This is a genomic window from Krasilnikovia cinnamomea (assembly GCF_004217545.1).
Classification (GTDB): Bacteria; Actinomycetota; Actinomycetes; order Mycobacteriales; family Micromonosporaceae; genus Actinoplanes; species Actinoplanes cinnamomeus.
In genome coordinates, this window is sequence record NZ_SHKY01000001.1 from 7020156 (window position 1) to 7041995 (window position 21840).

General features: G+C 69.7%; 23 protein-coding genes. 13 read left to right on the forward strand and 10 right to left on the reverse strand.

The features are described from left to right. Window positions 1-5 precede the first annotated feature (5 nt). Complete coding sequence (locus tag EV385_RS31020) at window positions 6-203, forward strand: hypothetical protein (protein ID WP_130512666.1); 198 nt, start codon at window positions 6-8, stop codon at window positions 201-203. Window positions 204-259: 56 nt separating this feature from the next. Continuing rightward, entirely contained in the window at window positions 260-1291 is a 1032-nt protein-coding gene (locus EV385_RS31025) for a questin oxidase family protein (protein WP_130512667.1), read from the forward strand. 188 nt (window positions 1292-1479) lie between these two features. Here EV385_RS31025 and EV385_RS31030 read toward each other — a convergent pair whose 3' ends face one another. From EV385_RS31030 to EV385_RS31040, 3 genes are all read right to left on the reverse strand, one after another. Continuing rightward, complete coding sequence (locus tag EV385_RS31030) at window positions 1480-2064, reverse strand: mycothiol transferase (protein WP_130512668.1); 585 nt, start codon at window positions 2062-2064, stop codon at window positions 1480-1482. Between the two features lie 63 nt (window positions 2065-2127). After that, on the reverse strand, window positions 2128-2514 hold the full coding sequence (locus EV385_RS31035) for a Tn3 family transposase (RefSeq protein ID WP_130512669.1): 387 nt from the start codon (window positions 2512-2514) through the stop codon (window positions 2128-2130). After that, window positions 2487-4322, reverse strand: a complete 1836-nt coding sequence (locus tag EV385_RS31040) for a hypothetical protein (protein ID WP_130512670.1) — start codon at window positions 4320-4322, stop codon at window positions 2487-2489. Before EV385_RS31040 ends, EV385_RS31035 begins: the two co-directional genes overlap by 28 nt. A gap of 725 nt (window positions 4323-5047) precedes the next feature. Here EV385_RS31040 and EV385_RS34125 point away from each other — a divergent pair. Further along, entirely contained in the window at window positions 5048-5398 is a 351-nt protein-coding gene (locus EV385_RS34125; RefSeq protein WP_207230178.1) for a hypothetical protein, read from the forward strand. Window positions 5399-5428: 30 nt separating this feature from the next. Here the strand turns inward: EV385_RS34125 and EV385_RS31055 are convergent, their stop codons facing one another. Further along, a complete protein-coding gene (locus tag EV385_RS31055) occupies window positions 5429-6691 on the reverse strand; it encodes a chymotrypsin family serine protease (protein ID WP_130512671.1) in 1263 nt (420 codons plus the stop codon). A gap of 258 nt (window positions 6692-6949) precedes the next feature. On the opposite strand from EV385_RS31055, the gene EV385_RS31060 reads away from it, so the two are divergent. The 7 genes from EV385_RS31060 to EV385_RS31090 all read left to right on the forward strand — a co-directional run bounded on the left by EV385_RS31060 (window position 6950) and on the right by EV385_RS31090 (window position 12186). Next, complete coding sequence (locus EV385_RS31060; RefSeq protein ID WP_130512672.1) at window positions 6950-7528, forward strand: hypothetical protein; 579 nt, start codon at window positions 6950-6952, stop codon at window positions 7526-7528. 9 nt (window positions 7529-7537) lie between these two features. Continuing rightward, the gene (locus EV385_RS31065) at window positions 7538-8731 is read left to right on the forward strand and encodes a sensor histidine kinase (RefSeq protein ID WP_130512673.1); all 1194 of its coding nucleotides are present in this window, start codon (window positions 7538-7540) and stop codon (window positions 8729-8731) included. Further along, the gene (locus EV385_RS31070; RefSeq protein ID WP_130512674.1) at window positions 8728-9435 is read left to right on the forward strand and encodes a response regulator; all 708 of its coding nucleotides are present in this window, start codon (window positions 8728-8730) and stop codon (window positions 9433-9435) included. Before EV385_RS31065 ends, EV385_RS31070 begins: the two co-directional genes overlap by 4 nt. Window positions 9436-9727: 292 nt before the next feature. Then, window positions 9728-10075, forward strand: coding sequence for a lipopolysaccharide assembly protein LapA domain-containing protein (locus EV385_RS31075; protein WP_130512675.1), 348 nt, complete (start codon window positions 9728-9730; stop codon window positions 10073-10075). 139 nt (window positions 10076-10214) lie between these two features. Then, entirely contained in the window at window positions 10215-10406 is a 192-nt protein-coding gene (locus EV385_RS31080) for a hypothetical protein (protein WP_130512676.1), read from the forward strand. A 122-nt stretch (window positions 10407-10528) separates the two neighbouring features. Beyond that, window positions 10529-11098: a DUF5994 family protein gene (locus EV385_RS31085; protein ID WP_130512677.1), complete on the forward strand. Its 570-nt coding sequence runs from the start codon at window positions 10529-10531 to the stop codon at window positions 11096-11098. 38 nt (window positions 11099-11136) lie between these two features. Beyond that, the gene (locus EV385_RS31090) at window positions 11137-12186 is read left to right on the forward strand and encodes a nitroreductase family protein (protein ID WP_130512678.1); all 1050 of its coding nucleotides are present in this window, start codon (window positions 11137-11139) and stop codon (window positions 12184-12186) included. Window positions 12187-12217: 31 nt separating this feature from the next. On the opposite strand, the gene EV385_RS31095 is transcribed toward EV385_RS31090, so the two are convergent. Next, window positions 12218-13213, reverse strand: a complete 996-nt coding sequence (locus EV385_RS31095; RefSeq protein ID WP_130512679.1) for an acyl-CoA desaturase — start codon at window positions 13211-13213, stop codon at window positions 12218-12220. A 505-nt stretch (window positions 13214-13718) separates the two neighbouring features. Between EV385_RS31095 and EV385_RS31100 the strand changes: the two genes are divergently transcribed. After that, window positions 13719-14099 (forward strand): hypothetical protein, encoded by a 381-nt coding sequence (locus EV385_RS31100; protein ID WP_130512680.1) that lies wholly within the window; start codon window positions 13719-13721, stop codon window positions 14097-14099. Between the two features lie 383 nt (window positions 14100-14482). Here EV385_RS31100 and EV385_RS31105 read toward each other — a convergent pair whose 3' ends face one another. The 3 genes from EV385_RS31105 to EV385_RS34130 all read right to left on the reverse strand — a co-directional run bounded on the left by EV385_RS31105 (window position 14483) and on the right by EV385_RS34130 (window position 19415). Next, a complete protein-coding gene (locus EV385_RS31105) occupies window positions 14483-14797 on the reverse strand; it encodes a hypothetical protein (RefSeq protein ID WP_130512681.1) in 315 nt (104 codons plus the stop codon). Window positions 14798-14877: 80 nt separating this feature from the next. Then, window positions 14878-15423 carry a hypothetical protein gene (locus tag EV385_RS31110; RefSeq protein ID WP_130512682.1) on the reverse strand — a complete coding sequence of 182 codons (546 nt, stop codon included), beginning with the start codon at window positions 15421-15423 and terminating at the stop codon, window positions 14878-14880. A gap of 935 nt (window positions 15424-16358) precedes the next feature. Continuing rightward, window positions 16359-19415 (reverse strand): hybrid sensor histidine kinase/response regulator, encoded by a 3057-nt coding sequence (locus EV385_RS34130; RefSeq protein ID WP_242625172.1) that lies wholly within the window; start codon window positions 19413-19415, stop codon window positions 16359-16361. Between the two features lie 120 nt (window positions 19416-19535). Between EV385_RS34130 and EV385_RS31120 the strand changes: the two genes are divergently transcribed. Further along, on the forward strand, window positions 19536-20153 hold the full coding sequence (locus EV385_RS31120; RefSeq protein WP_130512684.1) for a recombinase family protein: 618 nt from the start codon (window positions 19536-19538) through the stop codon (window positions 20151-20153). Between the two features lie 37 nt (window positions 20154-20190). On the opposite strand, the gene EV385_RS34135 is transcribed toward EV385_RS31120, so the two are convergent. Beyond that, window positions 20191-20355 (reverse strand): hypothetical protein, encoded by a 165-nt coding sequence (locus tag EV385_RS34135; RefSeq protein ID WP_165449666.1) that lies wholly within the window; start codon window positions 20353-20355, stop codon window positions 20191-20193. A gap of 166 nt (window positions 20356-20521) precedes the next feature. Between EV385_RS34135 and EV385_RS31125 the strand changes: the two genes are divergently transcribed. Next, window positions 20522-21217 carry a phosphatase PAP2 family protein gene (locus EV385_RS31125; RefSeq protein WP_242625173.1) on the forward strand — a complete coding sequence of 232 codons (696 nt, stop codon included), beginning with the start codon at window positions 20522-20524 and terminating at the stop codon, window positions 21215-21217. Here EV385_RS31125 and EV385_RS31130 read toward each other — a convergent pair. Next, entirely contained in the window at window positions 21156-21839 is a 684-nt protein-coding gene (locus EV385_RS31130; RefSeq protein ID WP_130513677.1) for a response regulator transcription factor, read from the reverse strand. The two genes, EV385_RS31125 and EV385_RS31130, sit on opposite strands and share 62 nt — an antisense overlap. Window position 21840 lies beyond the last annotated feature (1 nt).

Here is a 21840-nt window from a genome sequence, read left to right on the forward strand (position 1 = left end):
TCCTGGTGGCTCGGCGCGTCGTCGGGCACGCCAGCGGCGGCCACGGCCACGGAGGCGGTGGGCTTGGCGCCGGTGCCACGGTCGCCGGCGTGGGCGCCGACCTGGGCGGCGGCTACGTCGCCAGCGAACTCCTCGACGACGTCTTCGACGACGAGGAGGAGCAGCAACTCCGCTCCTCGGGTCAACCACCCAAGCTTGGTTGATGCCCTGATGTAGGTGGCCTTGACTTCAACCGTCGTTGAGGTACGAGGCTGGGCCCATGACCGCGACGATTCTTGACGGGGCCCTTGACCGGCTCCGCGAAAGCGGCCCTGAGCGTGTCGGCTGGCTGTCGAATCACGCGCCTATGGCGGTTGAGGCGCTCGCGCGTGCCGGCTACGGGCATCGGGTGCACCAGTGGATCGATGGATACGCCGACCGGCTGGAGGAACGGCCCCGTGGTATCGCCCGGATAGCCCCCGACGAGTGGCGTGACCCGCTGGGTGACCCTGTTCGTACCGGCGACTGGCTCGATCTGTTCGAGCGCGAGGTCCGCGCGGTGCCGTGGCGCGAGGTGCTGTCGCGGTGGTGGCCACGGCTGCTGCCCGGTATCGCCGCCGGCGCCACGCATGGCGTTATCCGGGTCGGCCACGCGGTGCGGGCGCTGCGCGAGGCCGAGACACCGGCCCGGGTGACCGAGCTCGGGCAAGGGCTGGCCTACTGGGCGGCGCGTTGGCAACCGCTCGCACCCGTTGGCGCCGGGCCTTACCGGTCGACGGATCCCCGCGCGGCGCTCGACGCGGTACCGCGGGTACCGGACCAGCGTTTCGGCATCCGACACCGGCTGGCCCAGCTTGCCGACTTGCCGCAGTGGCCGGAGACAGCCGGCGCGATTCCCGACGCTGGCCCCGGCACCACGGCGGCGCGGCTCGCAGCTGTGGTGAGGGCGGCCGCCGAGCGGCACGGCAGCTACGGCTACGGCAACCCGGTCATGCTGGTGCACGCCGTCACCGCACCGAACGCAGTCAAGCGTGTCCTGCCGGCCCTTCCCGAGTCCATGTGGCCGGCAAGCCTCGCCGCGGCGTGGGCGGCAGCGGCCGCGGTCACGGCCGCATACGCACCCGCCGAACCGCGCCCGCTACCGCAACCCCGTTCAGACCTCACCATCGCGGAGCTGGCCGACCGAGCGGAGGCGATCGGCGACCCGCACGCGATCAAGTACGCCGACGCGGTCGCCGACGTACTCGCCGCCATGCCCGACCCGGCGCTGCTGGCGGCAGCAGCACGCAGCGTTGACGAGCTGGCCGATTGACCCTGTTGCCCAAGCCCCCAATGGGCGTGCGAGTACCTCACAAATGTCGGTATGACCAGCCGCCGCCGTAGGCGGTGCCGTTTGCGGGGTGTGGTGCGCCAGCCGGATCGGGTGGCGTTGAGGACGCCCGTCGACGTCGAGCAGCCAGACCCGACGGCTCACTAGATCACGTTGGCCGGTGCCTTGGCTCAGCCATTCAGCCGGAACCGTCCAGATCTTGCCTGCCAGCCGGGCGGCGGGTCCTCACCGGCCAGTCCGTCGACGGACTCGCGGAGCAGGTCGGCGTGGCCGGTGTGTCGGCCGTACTCCTCAATCAGATCGCAGAGCAGCCGGCGCAGGCTGGCATGGCGGCCGTCGGGCCAGGCGATGTGGGCGGGCTGGTCGAGGCCCCCGGCGGCCAGGGCCGCGCGGAGCCGCGCCCGGGACTTTTCGACGGCGCCGTCCCACAGCGCGTAGAGCTGCTCCGGGGTGTCAGCGGCCGCGGAGGTGAACTCCCAATCGGGGTCGGCTTCCCAATCAGCGGTGTCCCACGGTGCGCCGGGTGGTGTGCCGTCGAGCTTGGTGCCGAACGTGTGCTCCTCGACGAGCGCCAGGTGTTTCAGCAGGCGACCCAGCGTCAGGGTGGAGGCTCCGACGCTGGTGTGCAGCCCGGCCGCGTCGAGGTCGTCGGCTTTCCACCGGAAGGTCGTGCGCAGACGGTCGAGCGCACCGACCAGATGCTCCGCCTCGCTGCCCGCGATCGGCGGCTCCCACGGGGTGTCGCTGTTGCTCATGGCGTTGACCTTAGATCGCACCACCGACATTCCCGCTGGAACAAAGACCCGGGACTCCTGAAGCTACGGCGAGCCGCAAGGTAGGGGATCTTGAGGACGGTTGGCGGTCAGCCTTTGGCCCGAGCGCGGCGGCTGGCGTGGCATGGTGGGCCCGGCCTTGGACTCGGTGCGCGCTGCAGGTAGAGCAGAGCAGGGCAGGGCCTGGTCGAGGTTCAGGTGGTTGTCCATGTCCAGGTCGAAGCGGCCGTAAAGGAAGACAGGCGTCCAGAACAGCGGGGTCAACGCCCGCCGGTCCGCGTCGGTCATCCGCGCCGCCCACTCGGGCTCGGAGGGAATCACCTGCAGCAGGGCGGTATTGACGTGCACGAGGGCCGTCTGCAGCAGGTGCAGGGCGAGTCTTTCGGCCCGGACTTGACGGCGTGTTACACGAAGTGGCGTAGTGCCTGCCAGTGCTCACCGGCGTATCTGCGCAGGTCACCTCGGACGCGTTCGCGTAAACGGTCGTCGTCGAGGCCCTGGAGCACGTTGCGCGGCGCGTCGACTGAGACGGTGCGGGTCACCGCTACGAGACAGTCGATGGTCGTCCGGTGATCGGCGTACAGCATCGCAATGACGATCTCGCCGAAGCTGGTAAGCCGGTTCTCGATAGCCGACTTGTACCAGGATGGCCCGACGTAGTCGTCGCGCATCCACCAGCGCCGCAGCAGGTGGATCGTCGCGTTGTAGCGCTTCTGGAGGAGGAGGAAGATCAGGTCTGTCACGGCTGCGCTGTCGTCTGCCCGTCCGAGGATCAGCTCAAAGTGGCCTGGACCGCGTTCGAGCAGCTGGCAGGCGAGGTCACTGGCTAGCTCGGAGTCTTCCCGCTTCAGCAGACAGAGCAGGGTGCCGAGGGTCGCTGGAGCGAGCGGTGATTCCTTGATGCTGCGCAACATCAGAATGCTGGTGACAGTGATGCTCGTCGTCGCGAGCACGCGCAGGAGGCTGCCGCTGGAGTGGGACCACTGCGGCTCGCCGTCGCCGTGGACGACCACGCTGGCGAACAGCATTGAGGCGGTGCCGTAGTCACGCTTGGCAATCCGCGCGATCACGTCCATGCCGACTTTGGCGTATCGCGGGTCGCCGAGCAGTTCCTCGACGACGTCGCAGGCCGCGGAGAACATCGCAGACCCGTCAACGTCTGTCATCCAGGGCGGCCGGTTGCCAGGTTCGTACGAGGTTGACACCTGTTCGGAGCGCAGGCGCAGCGCCCGCAGCCTCGGCGTCGTGGAGAGCAGGATCGGCACGAGAGGGTCAGGTGAGCGCCCGGTGTAACGCCCCGCTCCCCCGAAGGCAGCCATCAACGTGTCCGCCAGGGACTCCTTGCCGCCGTCGTAGTAGATCCTGGCGACGTAGTAGGCGGCGTCGGCCACCGCCCGGCCGTGCCACTCCTCCATCCGCTCACGATTCTCGACGTCCGAGGGTCCGCCGCCGGCCTGCAGCCTTTCTGCTGCCTGGCGCGCGGCATGACAGGCGTACAACGCTGGCAGCAGCAGGCTCTCCGCCTCGAACCCGTGGCTGTTGTAGAGAATGTGCGACAGGTCCAGAATCAGGCGGGGACGTAGCCGTGCCGTGCCGACCAGCATCTCGCGGCCCTTGTAATGGCCGACCGAAGCGACGAACGAGATGACCTCGGCAGCCCTGCGAAGATCGTTGTCGGCGACCATGGCCACCGCGGGGACCGCACCGGACGGGTCATCGGGAGCTATCTCGAACAACAACTTGGTCGGATCGATGTTCGACTTCACCGCCGCGTCCAGGAGCTTGATGACCTGGGGAGCCGTTCGCCAGTCATGCTCGGTCTTCCACGACGTGAAGTCGTCCCTGCCAGGACCGCGCTGAGTCTCCAGGCGGCCCTCGGCCAGAACAGGCCGGCCGGTGGCCGGCGCGGGGACCGGATCTGTGTCCATCACCTCGGGAACAGTCGGGACCAGGGCGGCTCTCTGCTCATCTTTGGCCGCGTTCCACAGCCGCTGGAAGCGGGTGACCTCTGCCGACAGGTCGGCCGGACGCTGACCGCCTTCCGGGCCGGTGCTGGTGCACAACGCCATCACCATGACCTTGGCCACGTGCCACGTCGGCAGCTTTCTCCAGTGCAGCGCCTTCTGAAAGGTCGTGTGGCTCAGGGTCAGATCCCGACTGTGCTTCTCGGACAGTTCTTCCGACAGTCTGTGCAGGCGGCGGCAATTCGGCTGATCAGCGCTCTGCCACAACAGCCGCATGGCTGCAAAGTATCTGCCATGTGCGGGACCCAATTCATGATTGATTTCGTCGTCGGCTCCCCCAGCATTCACGGATCCAAGGAAACGCTAGGCCCAGAAGCCTGTCAAGGCTTGTAAACCTCCAGGCCCCGAGGTGCCGCAAGTGGCCCAGCGCCCCAGCGTTCAGCTGCCAATCCTCGTCACGATCCGTTGCCGACACTGGCGTTCTGAGAGCGCGCCCAGCAACGATCGACACGACCAAGAAAGGAGGTTGAACGGTGTCGAACATTCCGTGGTGGACCTGGACCGCCCCACTGTGGCCAACGCTAATAATGATGATCTTCGTTCTCACGGCCGGATGGTTACAGGGCCGCAAGACCGGCCACTACCCCACCCTGCGGGAGTCTGTACAGGCGCTACGCGCACTGAACCCATTTCCCGCGGTGGAGCGAATCCCGCCCGGCAGCGACCGGCCTGCCACCGATAGCCAGCAGCAGACCGATCACCCGGTACCCGAGAACAGCAGCACATCGCCTCACGAGCACTCTGCTGACTCTCAGGCTGACCTAACCTCACGATAAGGGCTCGACGAGCAGGGAGTCGACAGTCTGTCATTCAGATGGCGGCAGCCGCACTCCCTGCTCGGCGGCCTCAGCAGGGGCAACGCCCGGCGGGACAACCCATCGGCCCCCCGCTCCCAGCCAAGCGGAGCTGACCGGAATACGTCGGAAACCTGCCGTACGGCGGTGAATCCGCTGGGTCAGCGGTCGGTGAGGAGGCTGTTGATCGCGGCTTCGCGGTCGTCGTCGGTGGGCAAGCTGTACGCCCGGGTGGTTTCGAGCCGAGCAGGCCCCCATGAGTTCGGCGACCAGGACGATGTCGTGGCCTTCGCGGACCAGGCGGGTGCCGAAGGTGTGGCGCAGGACGTGGCCGCCGGTGAAGATGCTGTGGAGGATGACGGGCAATCATCGGCCTCGGACAGCTGGCGGCTGGTCGGTGGGCGCAGCGGAGACGAGCAGATACATGTCCTCGACGGTGATGTCGGGGTGGATCAGACGTCAGCCGAGCCCCGGCCGGATCTGGCCGGGGCTCGGTGATGTGTATCGGTCATGCCGTCGCGTCGGTGGTTACCGCAGCGTCGCCCCGTGCCTTGCCAGCGCCTGATTGACGTCGGCGTACCAGATCCGCCATGCGCAGATCCGCCCCTGCTCTCCGACGCACGGGACACGGGTGGCGTCGTCGCCGGCGGAGATCGTGCCGTTGGCGTTGAGCACGCTCCAGTTCGGACCCGTCAGCGAGATGACCGGGCCACCGCTGTCGCCCTGGCCTGCGGCGCTGGTGTGCTGGACCTGCTCGGCGCGCACGAGCGGACCCATCAGGCCGGCAGTGGTGAAGATGAACTCGTCCACCGCTGCGACCGCGACGTCGCAGATGTCGCCGGAGTAGGCGCCGAGCGTGCACATGTAGTCGCCGACGAAGTTCGCCGAGGTGCCGGCGACCGGCTGGGAAGTCGACGCGGTCGAGTTGCCGCCGTAGACGCGGCCCTGGGTGGCGGTGCGGATGAGCATCGTGTCGGCCTGGGCGGAGTGCTGCTCGCCCAGCCCGACGAAGGTGGTGGAGTTGCCGTTGACGAACGGGACCATGTTGGCGCCGCAGTGCGCCGCGGTCAGCATGGCGGACGCACCCCCGCTGTTGACGCCGAAGCCGGTGGAGCAGCCACCGCCGGTGTGGGTGTTGAGAATCCGCGCCCCGCCCCAGAACGGTGAGGTGTCGGCGACGCGGGAATACAGCGCGCGGGCCGGGCGCTCCGTGGTGACCGCGAGCTGCATGTCACCGGCGATCGCAGCGAGTCGCGCGTCCTTCCCCTGCTCGGCGACCCCGACCTGCAGGGCGCTGCCGTCCACCGGCACGCCGACCCGCAGCACGGATCGGTCGCCGCTGGCCTGCGTCTCGCGGACGAGCCGCTTGGCGGCGTCGAGCAGCTGCCGGCGTGAGTACGGGGCGGATCGAACCTCGACCGGGGCCCGTTCACGCTGGCTGGCGACGAGTCGTTTGACGTCGCGGGGAAGCGCGCCGTGCCAGTACAGGGTGACCGACCGGCGGTTGGAGTTGATCTCGATGCCGGTGTAGCCGTGCCGTCGCCCGTCGCCCGTGCCGGTCCGAAGCTGGCCGGCCACGTGCCGCAGACCGTCCAGGACCTGCTGGAACTCGCGCTGGGTCCGGTACCCGTCGGGCAGCGCGTAGGTGAGGCGGCTGCTTGCGTCGGGGCTGGGATCCTTTCCCTCGTCAGCCGCGGCGGCGGACCCGCCGCCGCTCAGGGCGACGCAGAACACGGCGGATGCCGCGATGAAGCCGGCTGCCCGCCGACGTAGTGATGCCGTTCGACTCATGATCGTCTCCTTTTCGGTGCGGACCTTGGCGGTCCGTGACACGTTGAGGTTGCCGGTGTGCGGGGTGCGCCGTCGTCCGCCGTGGGCCCGACCGGGGCGGTACACCGGGAGTCGGACGCGCGCCGGGCCGAGTCGTGCTATCGCGGCGTATGCGCAGAGTCGGGTATCCGCAACAACGCCCAGCTCGGACCCCAACGGGTGTGTGATGGGGTCCGAGCTGGGGGCCTCCCGGTCGCGTGACCGTGAGGAGACAACCACATGCCAGCAGATCAGACCTTTCCCGACGTGGTGGTGTCAGTGCAGGCCACCGGAGCCGAGCAGGACCCGGCGCGGGGGCACCTGAGCGCCGGCTTGCTAACCGGCCCCGACACAGTCCTGGTCATCGACCCCGATCAGGCGCTGCTCGATCCGGCCCGCGGATTCGAGGCGCTGGTCATTCCGGTGGAGCTGGCGGCCGACTCGCCGATCGAGCGCATCCGGGTCGTCGGCGTCGACGCCATGCGACCCGCCGAGTCGGAACGGCTCACCAGCCTGGTCCTGCGGCTGGCCCACCCTTCGGAGCACCAGCCGACCGTCGGCGCCTTCGACGGCCGCCGGTTGCGCGAGGAACTGGTCGCCCACGGCGACCTGCTCACCGCCCTCGTGAACCTCGGCGCGGTGCAGGCCGGTGCGGGCACCGTACCCGCGGACCTGCTGCTCACCGTCGCCGGTGTCGAGGCCCGGCAGCGCCAGCACCGTATGCGGGTGCACACGTACCGACGTCCGGGCGACGACTCGTTCGACATCTGCGACTATGTCCCTTGCTGCGAGCCGTGCCCACCGCGGTTGCGCCGCTAGGACGACGTGATGAGGCGGCTCGCATCCGGGCCCGACATACTGCTGTTGGCCGCCGTCTGGATCGTCGATGTCGCGGTCTTCTCAACGCTGCTGAACCGTTCCGACAGCCCGTCGGGGCTGCTGCGGGCGCCGGTCGTCGTCGGCTACGCCGCGGTGGGCGCAGCCGCGCTGCTCCTGCGCCGAAGTCACCCGGTGTGGGTGTTCGCCGCCGTGTGGCTGCACAGCTGCGCCGCCAACCTGCTGCCGCTGGGCGTGCATCCAACAGCAGGGGTACTGGTGGCCCTCTACACCGTCACGGCTTCCCGCGGCGAAGCTGTCGGCGCGTTGGCGATGGTCGCCGGGTTCGTACCCCTGGGCCTTACGGTCGCCGCCGAGGTGAGGGCGGCGGCCGCGGACGAACGGATCACGATCCTCACGGCCAACGCGATCTTCTTCACGGTGGTCGGTCTGCTGGTGTGGGGTCTCGGCCGGTGGGTACGCGCCAACCGGGAGCACGCGCGGGAGCTGGAGCGCCGCCGGCTGGCCGAGGCGGATGCGGCGGTTGCGGTCGAGCGCCGCCGGATCGCGCGCGAACTGCACGACATCGTCGCGCACGCGGTGACGGTGATGGTGCTCCAGGCCGGTGGAGCCCAGCAGATACTGGGCACCGACGCCGCTCGTGCGCTGCGGACGCTGCGGCAGATCGAGGACCTCGGCCGGGAGGCGATGGGTGAACTGCGCCGGCTGCTCCTCGTACTGCGACCCTCCGCCGGTGATGAGGCCCAGCAGCCGGTTGACGGTCACCAGCCGGGACTCGACGACGTCGACCGACTCGTCGGGACGTTTCGGGAGGCGTCGTTGCCGGTACGGCTGGGAGTGTGCGGCGCGGCGCGGCGGATGGACCGCAGCACCGACCTCACGGCATATCGGGTAGTCCAGGAAGCGCTGACCAACGTCATGAAACACGCCGGGCCGGGCACCCGAACCCGCGTCGAGCTGAACTGGGCGGACGCGTTGTCGATCCGGGTCACCGACGACGGGGGTTCGCCGCCGCGCCGGGCATCGGCACCGTCGGCCGGGCACGGGCTGCTCGGACTGCAAGAGCGGGTCGACGTCGTGGGCGGGACACTCACCGCCGGCCCCACCCGCGACGGCGGCTTCGAGGTCAACGCGGCGCTGCCGGTACCGACGACGGAACCCGACAGGGCCAGGAGCGGCGGATGACCACCCCGCTGCGGATCCTGGTGGCAGACGACGAACCGCTGGTGCGTTCCGGGATCGACATGCTGGTCAGCGCCGAGCCGGGCATCGATGTCATCGGAGAGGCGGCCGACGGCGCGCAGGCGGTCCTGCTGGCCCGGCAACTGCGACCCGATGTCGTTCTCATGGATGTCCGGATGCCCGGCATGGACGGCGTGGAGGCAACCCGCCAGATCACCGCCGACACCTTCGCACCGGCGGGCCCTTTCGTCACGGTGCTGGTCCTCAGCACGTACAACCACGACGACTCGGTCTACGCAGCATTGCGGGCCGGCGCGTCCGGCTTCCTGCTCAAGGACGCCGCCCGCAGCGAATTGATCCGAGCGGTACGCGCCGTCGCGGCCGGCGACGGCTGGCTGGACCCCGCGGTGACCAAGGGCCTCCTCACCGAGTTCGCCGCCCGGCCGCAGCCGCAGCGACCGACCCCGGCCGAGCTGACCCAGCTCACCCCAAGAGAGCACGATGTCCTTCTCCTCGTGGCGCACGGCTTGTCCAATCCGGAGATCGCCGGCCGCCTCTTCATCGGTGAGGCGACGGTGAAGACCCACCTGGGCCGGATCTACACCAAGCTCGACCTGCGCGACCGTGCCCAAGCCGTGGTCGCCGCCTACCGGGCTGGGCTCATCACGCCAGAGCCCAGCCCGGTCCCACCCGGCCGAAGACTGTGAGCCGCCGAGAGCCGGGACGAGCGTCTACGGTCAGCTGGGCGGCGGCGTGCGGTTTGCGTCACGGTTACGCCAGGGCGAACGCCGTGCGCCCACGTGATCGCTGGGTAAGTGACATGCGCGTCCGAGGGGCGGATGCCTGGCGAGGCTCCGGTGGCTGCTGATCCGGTTTGCCGATCAGTAGCCGTCACGGCACGCTGTTTCGGCCGAACAGGCGTACGATGGAGGTATCCCGGAATCGACGACATCCGTCCCTGAGGTGCCCGCCACACCGGCCCACCGCTCAGGGGATGTCATGTTCGACAACCGGCACCGCACCCGAATCCCATCTGCTCATACCACGGCCTCGCCTTTGCAGGCCGAGGGCTTCGCGCCCACGGCGTCGCCGACGGGTCGGGTGCCCCGCACTCGCGCGGGTTCGACGTGGTCCGGCATCTGTGCCGCCGCGTTGCTGTCCGTGGTGCTGATCGTCTTCATCGGGCAGAACACCCGTAGCGTGCAGGTCAATTTCCTGGGAATGGGCGGCAGCCTGCCGCTGGCCCTGGCGCTGCTGATCGCTGCCGTCGGCGCGGCGGTCCTGACCATGGTGGTCGGCACGGTCCGGATCGCCGAGCTACGCCGCCTGTCCAACCAGCGTCGCTAACCAGACCAGCGTCGCTAGACCGACACCCGGGTACGACACCCCGAGGTTCGGCACCCCTTTAGACCACCACACCCCCCACCAGCCCGCCGCCGGTTTCGACCCGCGGGTGAACATCGGCGGCGGGCGAAAGGAGTCGACCATGAACGTCACGACTACCGACGCGCGCACGACCATCGTCTCGGTGACGCCGCCATCCGTACTCATGGCCAAAGGTCGCTGGCGCAACCCACGCACCGCCGGCCGCTTCGTCAAACCCGGCGGCGCCGCCGTCGCCGCGGCGGACCGGGCTACTCGACGTCGCCTTGCCAAGACGCTCATGATCCCGCACTAGATCAACGTGGCGGCTCATCGCACGTGCGTTAGCAACGCCCTCTTTGGACCAGCACACACCCGCCAGCCCGCCGCCGGTTTCGGCCCGCGGGTGACATCGGCGGCGGGCGGAAGGAGTCGACCATGAACGTCACAACTGCCGACGCACGCATGACCATCGTCTCGATGACACCACCGTCCGTCCCGCGGCTGCGCCTGGAACCCACCGGCTCCCGACGCACCCTGCTCGACGGCGCCTGGTGGCCACGCAGCACCGATCCCGTCGCCGAACTACCCGGCCTAGTCCTAGCCATCGACAAGATTCGCGGCCCGGTCACCCGGCTCGTGCTGGCAGCCGCCGGCTGGGACAGCCATCCCCGCCGCCTCGGCGTGCACGGCAGGGTGCTCCGGCTGGGCTACTTCACCAGCCAACCGCGCGATCTGCTGACCGCGATCTGCGACCGCAACGAACGCGTCGATCTGCTCGTGGTCGCACCCGACACCGCAAGCGGCACCGCCGACGCGGCGATGATCCTGGCCGCCACCACCACCAACCTCGTCCACGCCCAGAACATCATCCTCGCGGTCAGCGCACCCGCCTCTCGGGCAGCCGTCGGCGACGCAGCCGAAGACGCGTGGGAAACCGACGGCGGACGGCTTGGTCGCGTCCCGGCACCGCGCAGGGTGCCCGAGCCGGCCGGGTGTGACCGATGAAGGGTCTCGCGTCGCCTCGGGGGCCATGCGCCAGTCCGATGACGCTGGCCCCGCCCCGCGTGGCGCGCCCGGTCAGCCACCGCCTCGCGAACGAGGCCTACTACCGGGCTGTCGTCGCGGCCGGGCAGGCACCCTCGGCGCACAACGCGCAGCCGTGGCGGTGGCGCGTGAGCGACGGTGTTCTGGACCTGTTCCTCGGCCCCCGGTCGATGTCCGAGCACACCGGCCCGGAACGGCGACTCGCCACGATCAGCTGCGGCGCCGCCCTGCACCACGCCCGCCTCACCCTCGCCGCGCGAGGCTGGCGGGTGAGCGTGACCCGCCGGCCCGACCCTGCCGAACCGGCCCACCTGGCGAGCCTGCACATCGACGGCGCTGCCCCCGTTAGCCGCGACACCGCCGGCCTGGCCCGCAACATCAAGCGGCGTCACACTGACCTGCGCCCGGTCACCGGCGACCCGATCGAGGCAGCGCATCTGCGGACCATCCGCGCGGCCTTCGAGGCCCAGCACGTCCACCTCGCGGTGCTGCGCCCGGACCAGATCCTCGGACTCACCGTGGCGACCGCCCGCGCCGACAACATCGACCCCGCCAACGCGCAGTGGCACGCAGAACTGGCCTTGTGGGCCGGCAGCGACCGCATCGCCGGCGCCCTCAACGACCTGAGACTTCCCATCGCCCACGGTGAGCACGACCGGGCCGCAACCTTCGCCGTGCTGCACGGCCCCTGTGATGAAGGCCTGGACTGGCTGCATGCCGGCGAGGCGTTGTCCGCCGGTTCGCTGGTCGCCGCCGGGCTCGCGGTGTCGATTCTGCCGTTCAGCGCACCGATCGAGCACGCCGCCGCCCGCGAGACCCTGCGACGCGCGGTACCCGAGCTCGGCTGTCCGTATCTGATGATGCGTCTGGGTCACCACGCCACCGAAGCGGCCCGCGCGCCTACCCCACAGATCACGTCCCCACAGACCGTCGAACGACCTGACCCCACCGCAATCCGTGCCCCGGTCGCAGCCGGGGTAGCCCAAGGTTTGACCTGTGCGAACGCGCCGCCAATCCCAACGGGCGGCCGGCGAACCGGGATCAGTTGACCTGGCCGCGGAGCAGCCCATCCGCCGTTGATCACGGTGACCGGGGCACGTGTTCCGCTGCTCCGGGAATGGGTGCGCGGCGGCGGGCGGCGACCCGGGCCGGGGTCGGCCAGCGCACGTCGTGCACCCAACCGGCCTTCTCCAGCAGCCAGATCAGCCGGGCCGACGGGTCCGGCTGGGCGGGCAGCATGCCGTGACGGGCGCTCGTGGGGTCGGCGTGATGGCCGTTGTGCCAACTCTCACCCAACGACAGGATCGCCAGCGGCCAGAAATTCGCGGCCCGGTCCCCGGCCCGGGTGGACAGCGGGCGGTCGCCGAAGACATGGCAGACGGAGTTGACCGACCAGGTGACGTGATGCAGCAGCCCGATGCGGACCAGGCTGCCCCAGAAGAACGCGGTCAGCGCCCCACCCCAACCGCCGGCGATCAGCCCGCCGGCGACCGGTGGGGCCAGCAGCGACACGGCGGTCAGCGGCAGGAACAGCCGGTCGACACGGCGCATGGCGGGATCGGCGAGCAGGTCCGGGGCGAACCGCGGCCGGTTGGTCAGCTCCCGCTGGAACATCCAGCCCACGTGCGCGAACAACAGACCTTTGGCCAGCCCGCGGACGCTCTGCCCGTAGCGCCAGGGCGAGTGGGGGTCGCCGTCGCGGTCGGCGAGGGCGTGATGGCGCCGGTGATCGGCCACCCACTGGATCACCGAACCCTGCACCGCGAGGCCGCCGGCCACGGCAAGGATCACTCGCAGCCACCGGCTGGTCTTGAACGCGCCGTGGGTCAGGTAGCGATGGAAACCGATCGTGACACCGAACCCGGTGACGATGTACGCGGTGGCCGCAATAGCCACGTCCGTCCACGACACACCCCAGCCCCAGGCCAGTGGGACCGCGACGACCAACGCCGCGAACGGCGTCACCACCAACACCCACAACGCGGCCATCGCCGCCGCCGGCCTGCGGCCCTGGACCAACGGGTTGCCACCCACCCGCGCACGCTCCACGACAGCGCCTGAACTGACCGCGCCCATGCCAGCCCTCCCCCAACGCCAGCCGCACGCGCACCTCGGCCGCCGGGAACGCCCCCGGCGCGGGGTCACGCGCTGCACCACCCCCGAGCCCCCGGAAACAACCCCCGTCGTACACCGGCCGGGGTCTGGACCTTGGAACGGACTTACCCGTCCTGGCACGACGTATGCCGGGGATACCGCCTCGGCCGTTCCAGCATCCACCGCGTCATCCACGGCGACCCCGCAGCCGAAAGCCGACTTCCCAAACACGGAACGCGGATCCAAACCGCACACCACGATCAACTCGCTCAACCCCGCCGCTTGCCTGGCTGACCCACCCTCACCGCCTCCGCAAGATCATCAATGTCACGGGACCTGGTGCAATAGACCAGCCACCGAACAGTAGTTGCGGTGGTGAAGTATCAGCCGGGGTCAAGCCGAGGTCTTTCTAGTGTGGCCGCATTCTGCGGCCGCGGGAACCGAGGAGTTACCCATGGGTCTGCGTCGAAGGCTTACCACCCTGGCGATGAGCGCAGCACTGGCCACACCCGTTGTTGTCGCTGCAGCAGCCCCAGCATCGGCGGCGACGCCACAGTTCGCCCGGCTGTCGATAGCACCCGCACAGGACCATCCCGGGTACTTCGACGTGTACGTGTCCGGACACTTCAACACGACAGCGACCCTGGCCACTGTCGGAATGCGGCTCAAGGGCGACGACCCCGTGTTCAACGACGACCTCGGCGTCTGGCGGACCGGTCAGGCCTGGTACGGCGACTTCACGCTGTATGCGTTGGTGTCGCGCGGCGTCCTGAACGAGGACAAGGACGGACGCGACGAGATCTTCGCCTACGTGTCATCGTCCACGGGCTGGAGCATCAACACGCCCAACGTCAACGGCTACTACTGAGACAGTCTCAGCGACCTCTGGGTAATAACCGACCCTCGGCGGCGGGCGCACGGCGCAGCACTGGAGGACGTACAGGACGCGGCCCGGTCCCGCTCGCGTCTCGCCGCTCGGCAAGGGCTGTACCTCTGCGGTGAACCGATGGTCGGCTACCGGACACGCACATCACACGCCCCTACCCCTTGGATTGGACACCGGCTATGCCGTGGGAAGAGCTGGACAACAACGAGGCCACGGTCGAAATCGTCGCTGCTCAAGGTCACCTTTACCAGCGCCACAACAACGGACGCGTCGCGTTCCGGGCAACCTAGTCTGCCAGCGACAAGGCGCGAATCGACCAGCGGAGCGAACGATTCACCCAGCCGATGAACTCACCGCGGCGCTGTCTACAAATCGATCTGATGGTCGATCGATCGATGTGTCGGACCGATGCGCTGCGTAAGCTTGATCAGATCGTCCGAATCCCTGTGCACCATGACAGGGATCGTGCTGCCGTCCTCGAACCGCAACGTGAAGACCGGGTCGAGATCACAGAGGAAGGCGAACCCGTCACGCTCGTCATCATCTTCACTGATCAACTGGGCTTGGGCGTTCCACTCGGTATCGGAGGCAGTAATGACCACCGTCACCTCGGCGCTGCCGAGAAGCGTGGAGGAGTTCGCCCACCAGTCAAGCCAGCCGCGACCTTCGTACTGATCCATGTTGATGATCTTGGCCTACGGAGACATCCGACCGCTACGACTCTCGCCGGCCATCGACCGAGCTGACCCGGTCGCTGTGCTCAACATCCGCCCAGCCCTTTCGTGCTGGCGTGACTGGGCGACAGGGTGATCGGCCCGACCCATCCCCGGATAACGGCGCGGATCTGACTACGCCGCGGCTGGGCAGGATGAACATCGCGGCCCTGTGCCCAGTTGTCCAGCAGGCCCCGAGTCGTCTCCAGAGCCGTGGTCACCATGGTGTGGGCGCGCTCCTGGTCGTCCCAGGTGTACCAGAGTGCCCAGCCCTCATCCCGGGTATCGACGCCGAGTCGAGCACAGCCAACCCGATAGCTGTCTTGCTGGCCTTCCGTTTCACCCGGCACGAACAAGGCAGCGCCGCCGAGGTGGAGCACCGGTCGGTTCGGTTCGACGCAACCGTCGTCCTCGAAGTGATGGTGCCGAAGGATGCGCGCCATCTCGTTGACCGTGCGTTGCAGCGGAGTGGCGTCCGCCGGGTCATCGCCGTACGTTTGCCAGCCCTCATCCCGCGCCGCAGCGACCACGTCTAGGGCAAGTAGCTCGACCTGCCGCAGACAATCATGCACGTTGAGTTCTGGCTCCAACACCAGCACAGTGTGGCCGCCGCTCAAGGTCTTGTCGCGCGATTTGGCGGCCCCGCAGAGGCAAGCACCCTGCCGGCTGCCTCAACTCGGCTGGCAGAAGTGTCGGAATGCCTCGGCTCTTCTGGCAGTGCCTCACATCAACTGGCAGCCGACACTCGTCGGCATCGCCGAGCTCGTGTATGGGTCCAGCACTACACCATAACTGTCATTATGGTGTAGCGGAGATTTGTCCGTTTTCCGCGTTACCCGTGATTATTGGATTACCGATATTAACAATGCGTTAATGTGGCTACGGCTCCCCCGCGCGGACAGATGCGGACGGCGCGGTCGCCTATGTCGCGGCGGCGGGCCGGGTCGTCGCCGTCTCGTGTGCGGGCGGGCGGCAGCCCGTAGGCGTCGCGGTAGTCGCGGGTGAATCGGCCCGGGCTGGGTTAGCCCCGGCGGCGATGTCAGCCAGGGTGGGCGGCTCGGTGGCGTGCGCGTCGATGTAGGCCCGGCCGTAGTTTCCAGCGAAAAATCAACGCCAAGGATCAGGACCATTGATCTTCATGGCTGGTAAGCCGTAGCGTCCCGTCCGTTTGGTGTCGGTCGATGCTCGGGCGGTGGGTTCGTGGCGACTCGGCTACCGGCCGCTGCGCTTGGCCGACAGCACCGCTCGGTAGACGCCCTCCCGCTCGGCGGCTGACTACCGTGCCGGAGGGCGTGCGTCGGTCGGACAGAGCATGAAGACCCCGGTGCAGGAGCTGACCCTGCACTAGGGCACCGCCGCTGTGCAACCGTCGCCCGACGCCCCAGCCTGTGGTTGCGCCACCGGGCCGCAGGGTTCCGGCCGGCCGCCCCCGGCCCGGGTCAACCACGCGGCGTTCACCCGGGCGTCACAGGTCGGCCGTGGCGAACGGCTTGGTCACGCAATCGGCGGCGCCCGCGGCGAGGGCCTCTCATGTGGTGGGGTTGGCGGGTGCGGGGTGGGTGTGGTGCAGCACGTCGTGGAGGCGGTCGAGTAGGTGTTGGCGGGTGAAGGGTTTCTCGATGATGGTGACGCCGGCGGGTAGCCGGCCGTGTTCGGTGAGTACGGGTTGGGCGTAGCCGGACATGTAGAGCACCGGGGTGTCGGGGCGCCGTCGGTGCAGGCGGGCGGCGACTTCGTTGCCCATCATCTTCGGCATGATCACGTCGGTGAGCAGCAGGTGGATGGGGCCGGGATGGGTTTCGGCGATGTGCAGGGCCGCCTCGCCGCCGGCGGCGGCCAGGACGTGGTAGCCGGCGCGGGTGAGGATGCGGGCGGTGGCCTCGCGCAGGTCGGGTTCGTCCTCGACGAGCAGGATGGTTTCCTGCGGTGCCGCTCGGCGCGGCGCCTCGGCAGCCGGCGCGGCGGCGCCGGTGGTAGGGGTGTCCGCGGTGTCGTCGGTGACCGGCAGCAGCACGGTGACAGTGGTGCCGATGCCGGGTTCGGAGTATAGGTGGACGTCGCCGTCGGCGGCGGTGGCGATGCCGTAGACGGTGGCCAGCCCGAGGCCGGTGCCGGCGCCGGCGGGTTTGGTGGTGTAGAAGGGTTCGAAGGCGCGTTCGGCCACCTCGGGGGGCATGCCGGCGCCGGTGTCGCTGACCCGCACCCGTACGTAGCGGCCCGGGGTGAGGGTGGCGTCGGCGACGTCGTCGGCGGCCAGCTCGATGTTGGCGGTGTCGAGCGACAGGGTGCCGCCGGCGGGCATGGCGTCGCGGGCGTTGACGGCGAGGTTGAGCAGGATCTGCTCCATCTGGCTGGCGTCGGCGCAGACGGTCCACAGCCGCCGGTCCAGGTCGGTGATGAGGTGGATGTGTTCGCCGAGGGTGCGCCGCAGCATCTGTTCGACGTCGCCGATGACGTGGTTGAGGTTCAGGATCTCCGGTTGGGTGATCTCGCGGCGGCCGAAGGCCAGCAGCTGCTTGGTCAGCCGGGTGGCGCGTTCGGCGGCGCGGGAGATCTGGCCGAGGTCGGTGCGGGCGGCGGCCACGTCGACCGGCTGCAGCTCCGCAGCGTCGAGGGTGTCGAGGACCAGCTCGGTGTAGTTGGCGATGACGGCGAGGATGTTGTTGAAGTCGTGGGCCACGCCGCCGGCGAGTTGGCCGAGGCTTTCCAGCCGGCGGGTGTGCTGCAGCCGGCGTTCGGCGGCGTCGCGTTCGGCCTGGGTGACGAGGCGTTCGCGTTCGGTCTGGGCGGCGAGGCGTTCGGTGACGTCGCGCACCGCGGCCGAGACGATCACGCCTTTGTCGGTCTCCAGGGCGGAGAGGCTGATCTCGGCGGGGAACTCGGTGCCGTCCTTGCGCACCGCGGTCAGGGCCATGCCGTGGCCCATCGGGCGGGCCTTGGGGTCGGCGAAGTAGCCCTCCCGGTGCCGCACGTGCGTGCCGCGCACGGCTTCGGGGACCAGCACGTCGACGGATTGGCCGAGCAGTTCGGCGCGGGCATAGCCGAACAGCCGCTCGGCCTGGGCGTTGATCAGCACGATGCGGCCGCCGCGGTCGACGCCGATGATGGCGTCGGGGGCGGACTCGAGCAGGCCGCGGAACATCACCTCGGCGCGCTGCCGGTCGCTGATGTCGCGGGAGATGGAGGCGACGCCGACGACGTCGCCGTGCGGGTCGGTGATCGGGGACAGGGTCAGGGCGACCGTGATGACGGTGCCGTCGCGGCGGCGGCGCTGCACCTGGTACTGCTCGATGCGTTCGCCGCAGGCAATGCGGTCCATCAGCTGCGCCTCGGTCTGCTCCTGCCCGGGCGGGAACAGCATGGCGGCGTGGCGGCCGAGCACCTCGCCCGCCGAGTATCCGTAGAGGCGTTCGGCGCCGCGGTTCCAGCTGGTGATGACGCCGTCGAGGGTCTTGCCGATGATCGCGTCGTGCGACGACTCGACGATGACGGCCAGGCGCTCGCGTTCGGCCAGCACGGCCGCGCGGTCGGCCAGGGCGGCGGCGTGCCCGGCCAACTCGGCGAACAGCGCCACGTCGTCGGCGGCGAACAGCGTGCGGTAGCGGTGCAGTAGCACCAACGCCCCGCGGCGCCCGGACTGGGGTAGCGGCGCGGCGGTCACGAACCGGGTGCCGGTGGCCGCGGCCAGGTCGGCGGCGATGCGCGGCGGCTCGGTCCAGCCGGCCAGCGCGTCCAGCGTGACTGGCCGTGCCAGCAACAGATCAAGCTCGGCGTCGCCGTAGTCGCGTTTCGGCAGGGCCAGCCCGGCGCGGCCCACCGCGTGCACCGCACCACCGGCCGGCGCCACGGGCACGAGCACCACGACATCGTCGGCGCCGAGCACCTCACGGGCCTGTTCGCAGTAGCGCTGCCAGGTGTAGTGCGCCGGCTCGTCGACCGGGGCGTCGAGCAGCCGGCGCATCGCCGCGTACGCCGCATTCTGCGACCACAAGCGGCGCAGCCACCGCGGCGGCACGAACGCCAGCAGATACATCAGCGCCGAAACCAGCGCGACCGCCCTGGCCACCTCGGCTACCGCAGGCCCGGCGCCGGCGATCATCAGCGCCACGCCGAACAGGCCGGTGCCGGCCGCCGCACACCACAGCCGGATCCGCGCGGCCCCACCACGGCGGCGCGCCTGCGCGCCGAGCAGCACCGCCGCGGCCGCCTCGACGGCGAAGAACGCGCCCACCACCAGCCAGACCAACATCCGGGGCAGCGGCGGGGGCAGCACCACCACGGGCACCGCGCTGAGCAGCCACACCGCCAGCGCCGCCCCCACACCCCAGGCCGGCACCGGCCGCAGCCGGCTGACCAGCCGCAGCGCGAAGAACGGCTGGCCCAGCAGGGCAACGGAGAACAGCACGGTCAGGGTGCGCGGCGGGGTCAGACCGGCCAGCCGCAGCGCGCTGAGCACGAACAGCATCGCCACCGCGGCGAAGACGAGCATCACGTCCCGCAGCAACGGATCACGGCGACGCAGGTACTCCCACCCCACCCGCAACAAGACCACCATGAACAGCGAGGTGATCGCCAGGATCGCCATAAAAGCCCCCGTTTGGCACATAGCAGACAAGACCGGCAAGCCGGATCTGCCAAGACTAGTTCGTTCCGCGAGGCTGTTCCGAAACATGCGTACGGCAACGAATTTCGGTACGATCGCCAGGTGACCGCCGCACCGCACCCACCGGCCGGGCTCGACCTCGGCTACGCCCGCGTCTCCACCACCAAGCAGAGCCTCGAACGGCAACTCGACGCGCTGAGGACCGTGGGCATCCCGGACGAGCGGATCTTCACCGACAAGCGCACCGGCGCCACCGTCGACCGCGACGGCCTGACCGCCCTGCTGCGCTACGCCCACCCCGGCGACACCATCGTCGTGCACACCCTCGACCGGCTCGGCCGCAACCTGCGCGAGGTCCTCAACCTCGTACACGACCTCGCCGAACGCCGCATCGGCGTGCGATCCTTAGCCGACCCACTGCCGATCAACACCGCCGACGACGGCACCGGCCGCATCGCCTTCCTGCTGCTGGCGCTGTTCGCCGAGATGGAACGCACCTTCACCGCCGAACGCGCCGCCTACGCCCGCGCCGTCGCCGCAGCCGCCGGCCGCCACGTCGGCCGACCCGTCGCCCACCCCGCCGACCGAATCGAATACGCCCGACTCCTCAAGGCCGAAGGCGCCAGCCTCAGCGCCATCGCCGCCAAGACCGGCATCCCGAAGACCTCGCTGCACCGCTACCTCAACAGCGCCGAACCGGAACGCTTACCAGCACCGTAGCTAGATCAACTGCTTAGCGTCGTTTTCTCGCTGGAAGCTACGGGTGGGCCATGTAGGCGACAGCGCGCCGCAGCGTGCCCGGATGGGCGTCGCGGGCATCCAGCGCCGTCGGCTGGACGAGACCCGTGTTCGGGAACGTGTTCAGGACGGTCGCGGCCGGTAGCTGCGACGCCGACGCGACCACCAGCGGCGACTCCCGCACGAGCGGGCTGGACAGCGCTCGGAAGCACCAGAACCGACAGCACCGACCCGGGCCCTTGAGTGAGCGCGTCAACCCTGACGAAGGTCGTACGGCCGGGCTGTCGTAAGGCCCGGGGCGTCGGCTCGGGCGATGACTACCTTCGCTCGCCATGGCAACGGTTCGGCGGGTGGCAGCGTCAGTGTTCGTGCTGTTCGTGGGCGCGACGGGGGTGGCGCTGCTGGCGCCGGGCGGGTTGGGCGAGGCTCAGCCGCAGGTGGTGACGAAGGGCGCGTCAGCCGAGTTGTACCGCACGGCGGTGGCGTCGGCCGCTCAAGCGCCGGGATGGCTGGAAGTCGCGGGCAGGCACGGCGCCGTCGCAGGTCTGGCCGGCCTGGCGTTGATGCTGGCGTGCACGGGATGGACCGGTTGGCGCCGGCGCGGCCCCGCAGCCGCCGGCACGGTGCTGGTCGGCGTGGCGGCCGTGGTGGCGTATGTGGGCAGCGAGGCGGTGAAGCTGGTCGTGGATGAGCAGCGCCCGTGCCGGGTCTGGGGTCCGCTGTCCACGTGGGACGCCTGCCCACCGGTGGGTGACTGGTCGTTTCCCAGCAACCACGCCACCGTCGCCGGAGCCTTCGCGGCCGGCCTGGTCGTTCTCGCCCCACGGTGGGCCGGGCTGACGGCGCCGCTGGCGGTGCTGGTCGCGGGCGGCCGGGTCGTCACCGGAGTGCACTATCCCCACGACGTCCTGGCCGGACTGCTGTGGGGGGCGAGCGTCACCACCGCGGCCCTGGTTGCCGGCGCGCCGGCCGCGCACGGACTGCTCACCGCGGTGCGTCACCGTCTGGTGAGGTCGGCAGGTGAGTTCCGGCCTGGTGAGCGATGACCGCGGCGGCGGCCCGGTTGGGGGCGCCCAGACCGGCGAGGATGGCGCTGACGTGGGCCTTGACCGTGCCTTCGACCAGACCCAGCCGGCGGGCGATCTGCCGGTTCGACAGGCCACCGCCGAGCAGTGCCAGAACCTGCCGCTCACGGTCGGTCAGCGCGGCCACCCGCTGCCGGGCCACCCGCTGATCTTCGCCGGCCCGAGTGGACGCGAGGTGGGCGACGACCCGGGCCGCGACCCGCGGCGACAGGTACGCGGCCTGTTCGGCCACGGCCTTGACCGCGGCGATGAGTTCCTCGGGCGGTCCGGACTTGAGTACGAAGCCGCTCGCCCCGCCGCTGAGCGCCCGCAGAATGTAGTCGTCCTCGCCGAAGGTGGTCAGCATCAGTACGCCCGTGCCCGGCATGGTGCGGCGGATCTCGGCTGCGGCGCACAGCCCGTCGGTGCCGGGCATGCGAATGTCGAGAACAGCGACCTGCGGCCGGTGTCGTTGCACGAGATCGATGGCCTGCCGTCCGTCGTCGGCTTCCGCCACGATCTCGATGTCCGCATCGCTCGCCAGCACGGCACGCACGCCGGCACGCACGAGAGGTTCGTCATCGGCCACCACGGCCCGGATCACG

Bases quoted from the DNA above. Each gene is read 5' to 3' on its own strand.
- EV385_RS31060 (WP_130512672.1), top strand. From the start codon at position 6,950: ATGCCAGCAGATCAGACCTTTCCCGACGTGGTGGTGTCAGTGCAGGCC.
- EV385_RS31100 (WP_130512680.1), top strand. From the start codon at position 13,719: ATGAGCGCAGCACTGGCCACACCCGTTGTTGTCGCTGCAGCAGCCCCA.
- EV385_RS31075 (WP_130512675.1), top strand. From the start codon at position 9,728: ATGTTCGACAACCGGCACCGCACCCGAATCCCATCTGCTCATACCACG.
- EV385_RS34130 (WP_242625172.1), bottom strand. From the start codon at position 19,415: ATGGCGATCCTGGCGATCACCTCGCTGTTCATGGTGGTCTTGTTGCGG.
- EV385_RS31105 (WP_130512681.1), bottom strand. From the start codon at position 14,797: ATGGATCAGTACGAAGGTCGCGGCTGGCTTGACTGGTGGGCGAACTCC.
- EV385_RS31095 (WP_130512679.1), bottom strand. From the start codon at position 13,213: ATGGGCGCGGTCAGTTCAGGCGCTGTCGTGGAGCGTGCGCGGGTGGGT.
- EV385_RS31055 (WP_130512671.1), bottom strand. From the start codon at position 6,691: ATGAGTCGAACGGCATCACTACGTCGGCGGGCAGCCGGCTTCATCGCG.
- EV385_RS31030 (WP_130512668.1), bottom strand. From the start codon at position 2,064: ATGAGCAACAGCGACACCCCGTGGGAGCCGCCGATCGCGGGCAGCGAG.
- EV385_RS31040 (WP_130512670.1), bottom strand. From the start codon at position 4,322: ATGCGGCTGTTGTGGCAGAGCGCTGATCAGCCGAATTGCCGCCGCCTG.
- EV385_RS31070 (WP_130512674.1), top strand. From the start codon at position 8,728: ATGACCACCCCGCTGCGGATCCTGGTGGCAGACGACGAACCGCTGGTG.
- EV385_RS31065 (WP_130512673.1), top strand. From the start codon at position 7,538: ATGAGGCGGCTCGCATCCGGGCCCGACATACTGCTGTTGGCCGCCGTC.
- EV385_RS31080 (WP_130512676.1), top strand. From the start codon at position 10,215: ATGAACGTCACGACTACCGACGCGCGCACGACCATCGTCTCGGTGACG.
- EV385_RS31090 (WP_130512678.1), top strand. From the start codon at position 11,137: ATGACGCTGGCCCCGCCCCGCGTGGCGCGCCCGGTCAGCCACCGCCTC.
- EV385_RS31085 (WP_130512677.1), top strand. From the start codon at position 10,529: ATGAACGTCACAACTGCCGACGCACGCATGACCATCGTCTCGATGACA.
- EV385_RS31025 (WP_130512667.1), top strand. From the start codon at position 260: ATGACCGCGACGATTCTTGACGGGGCCCTTGACCGGCTCCGCGAAAGC.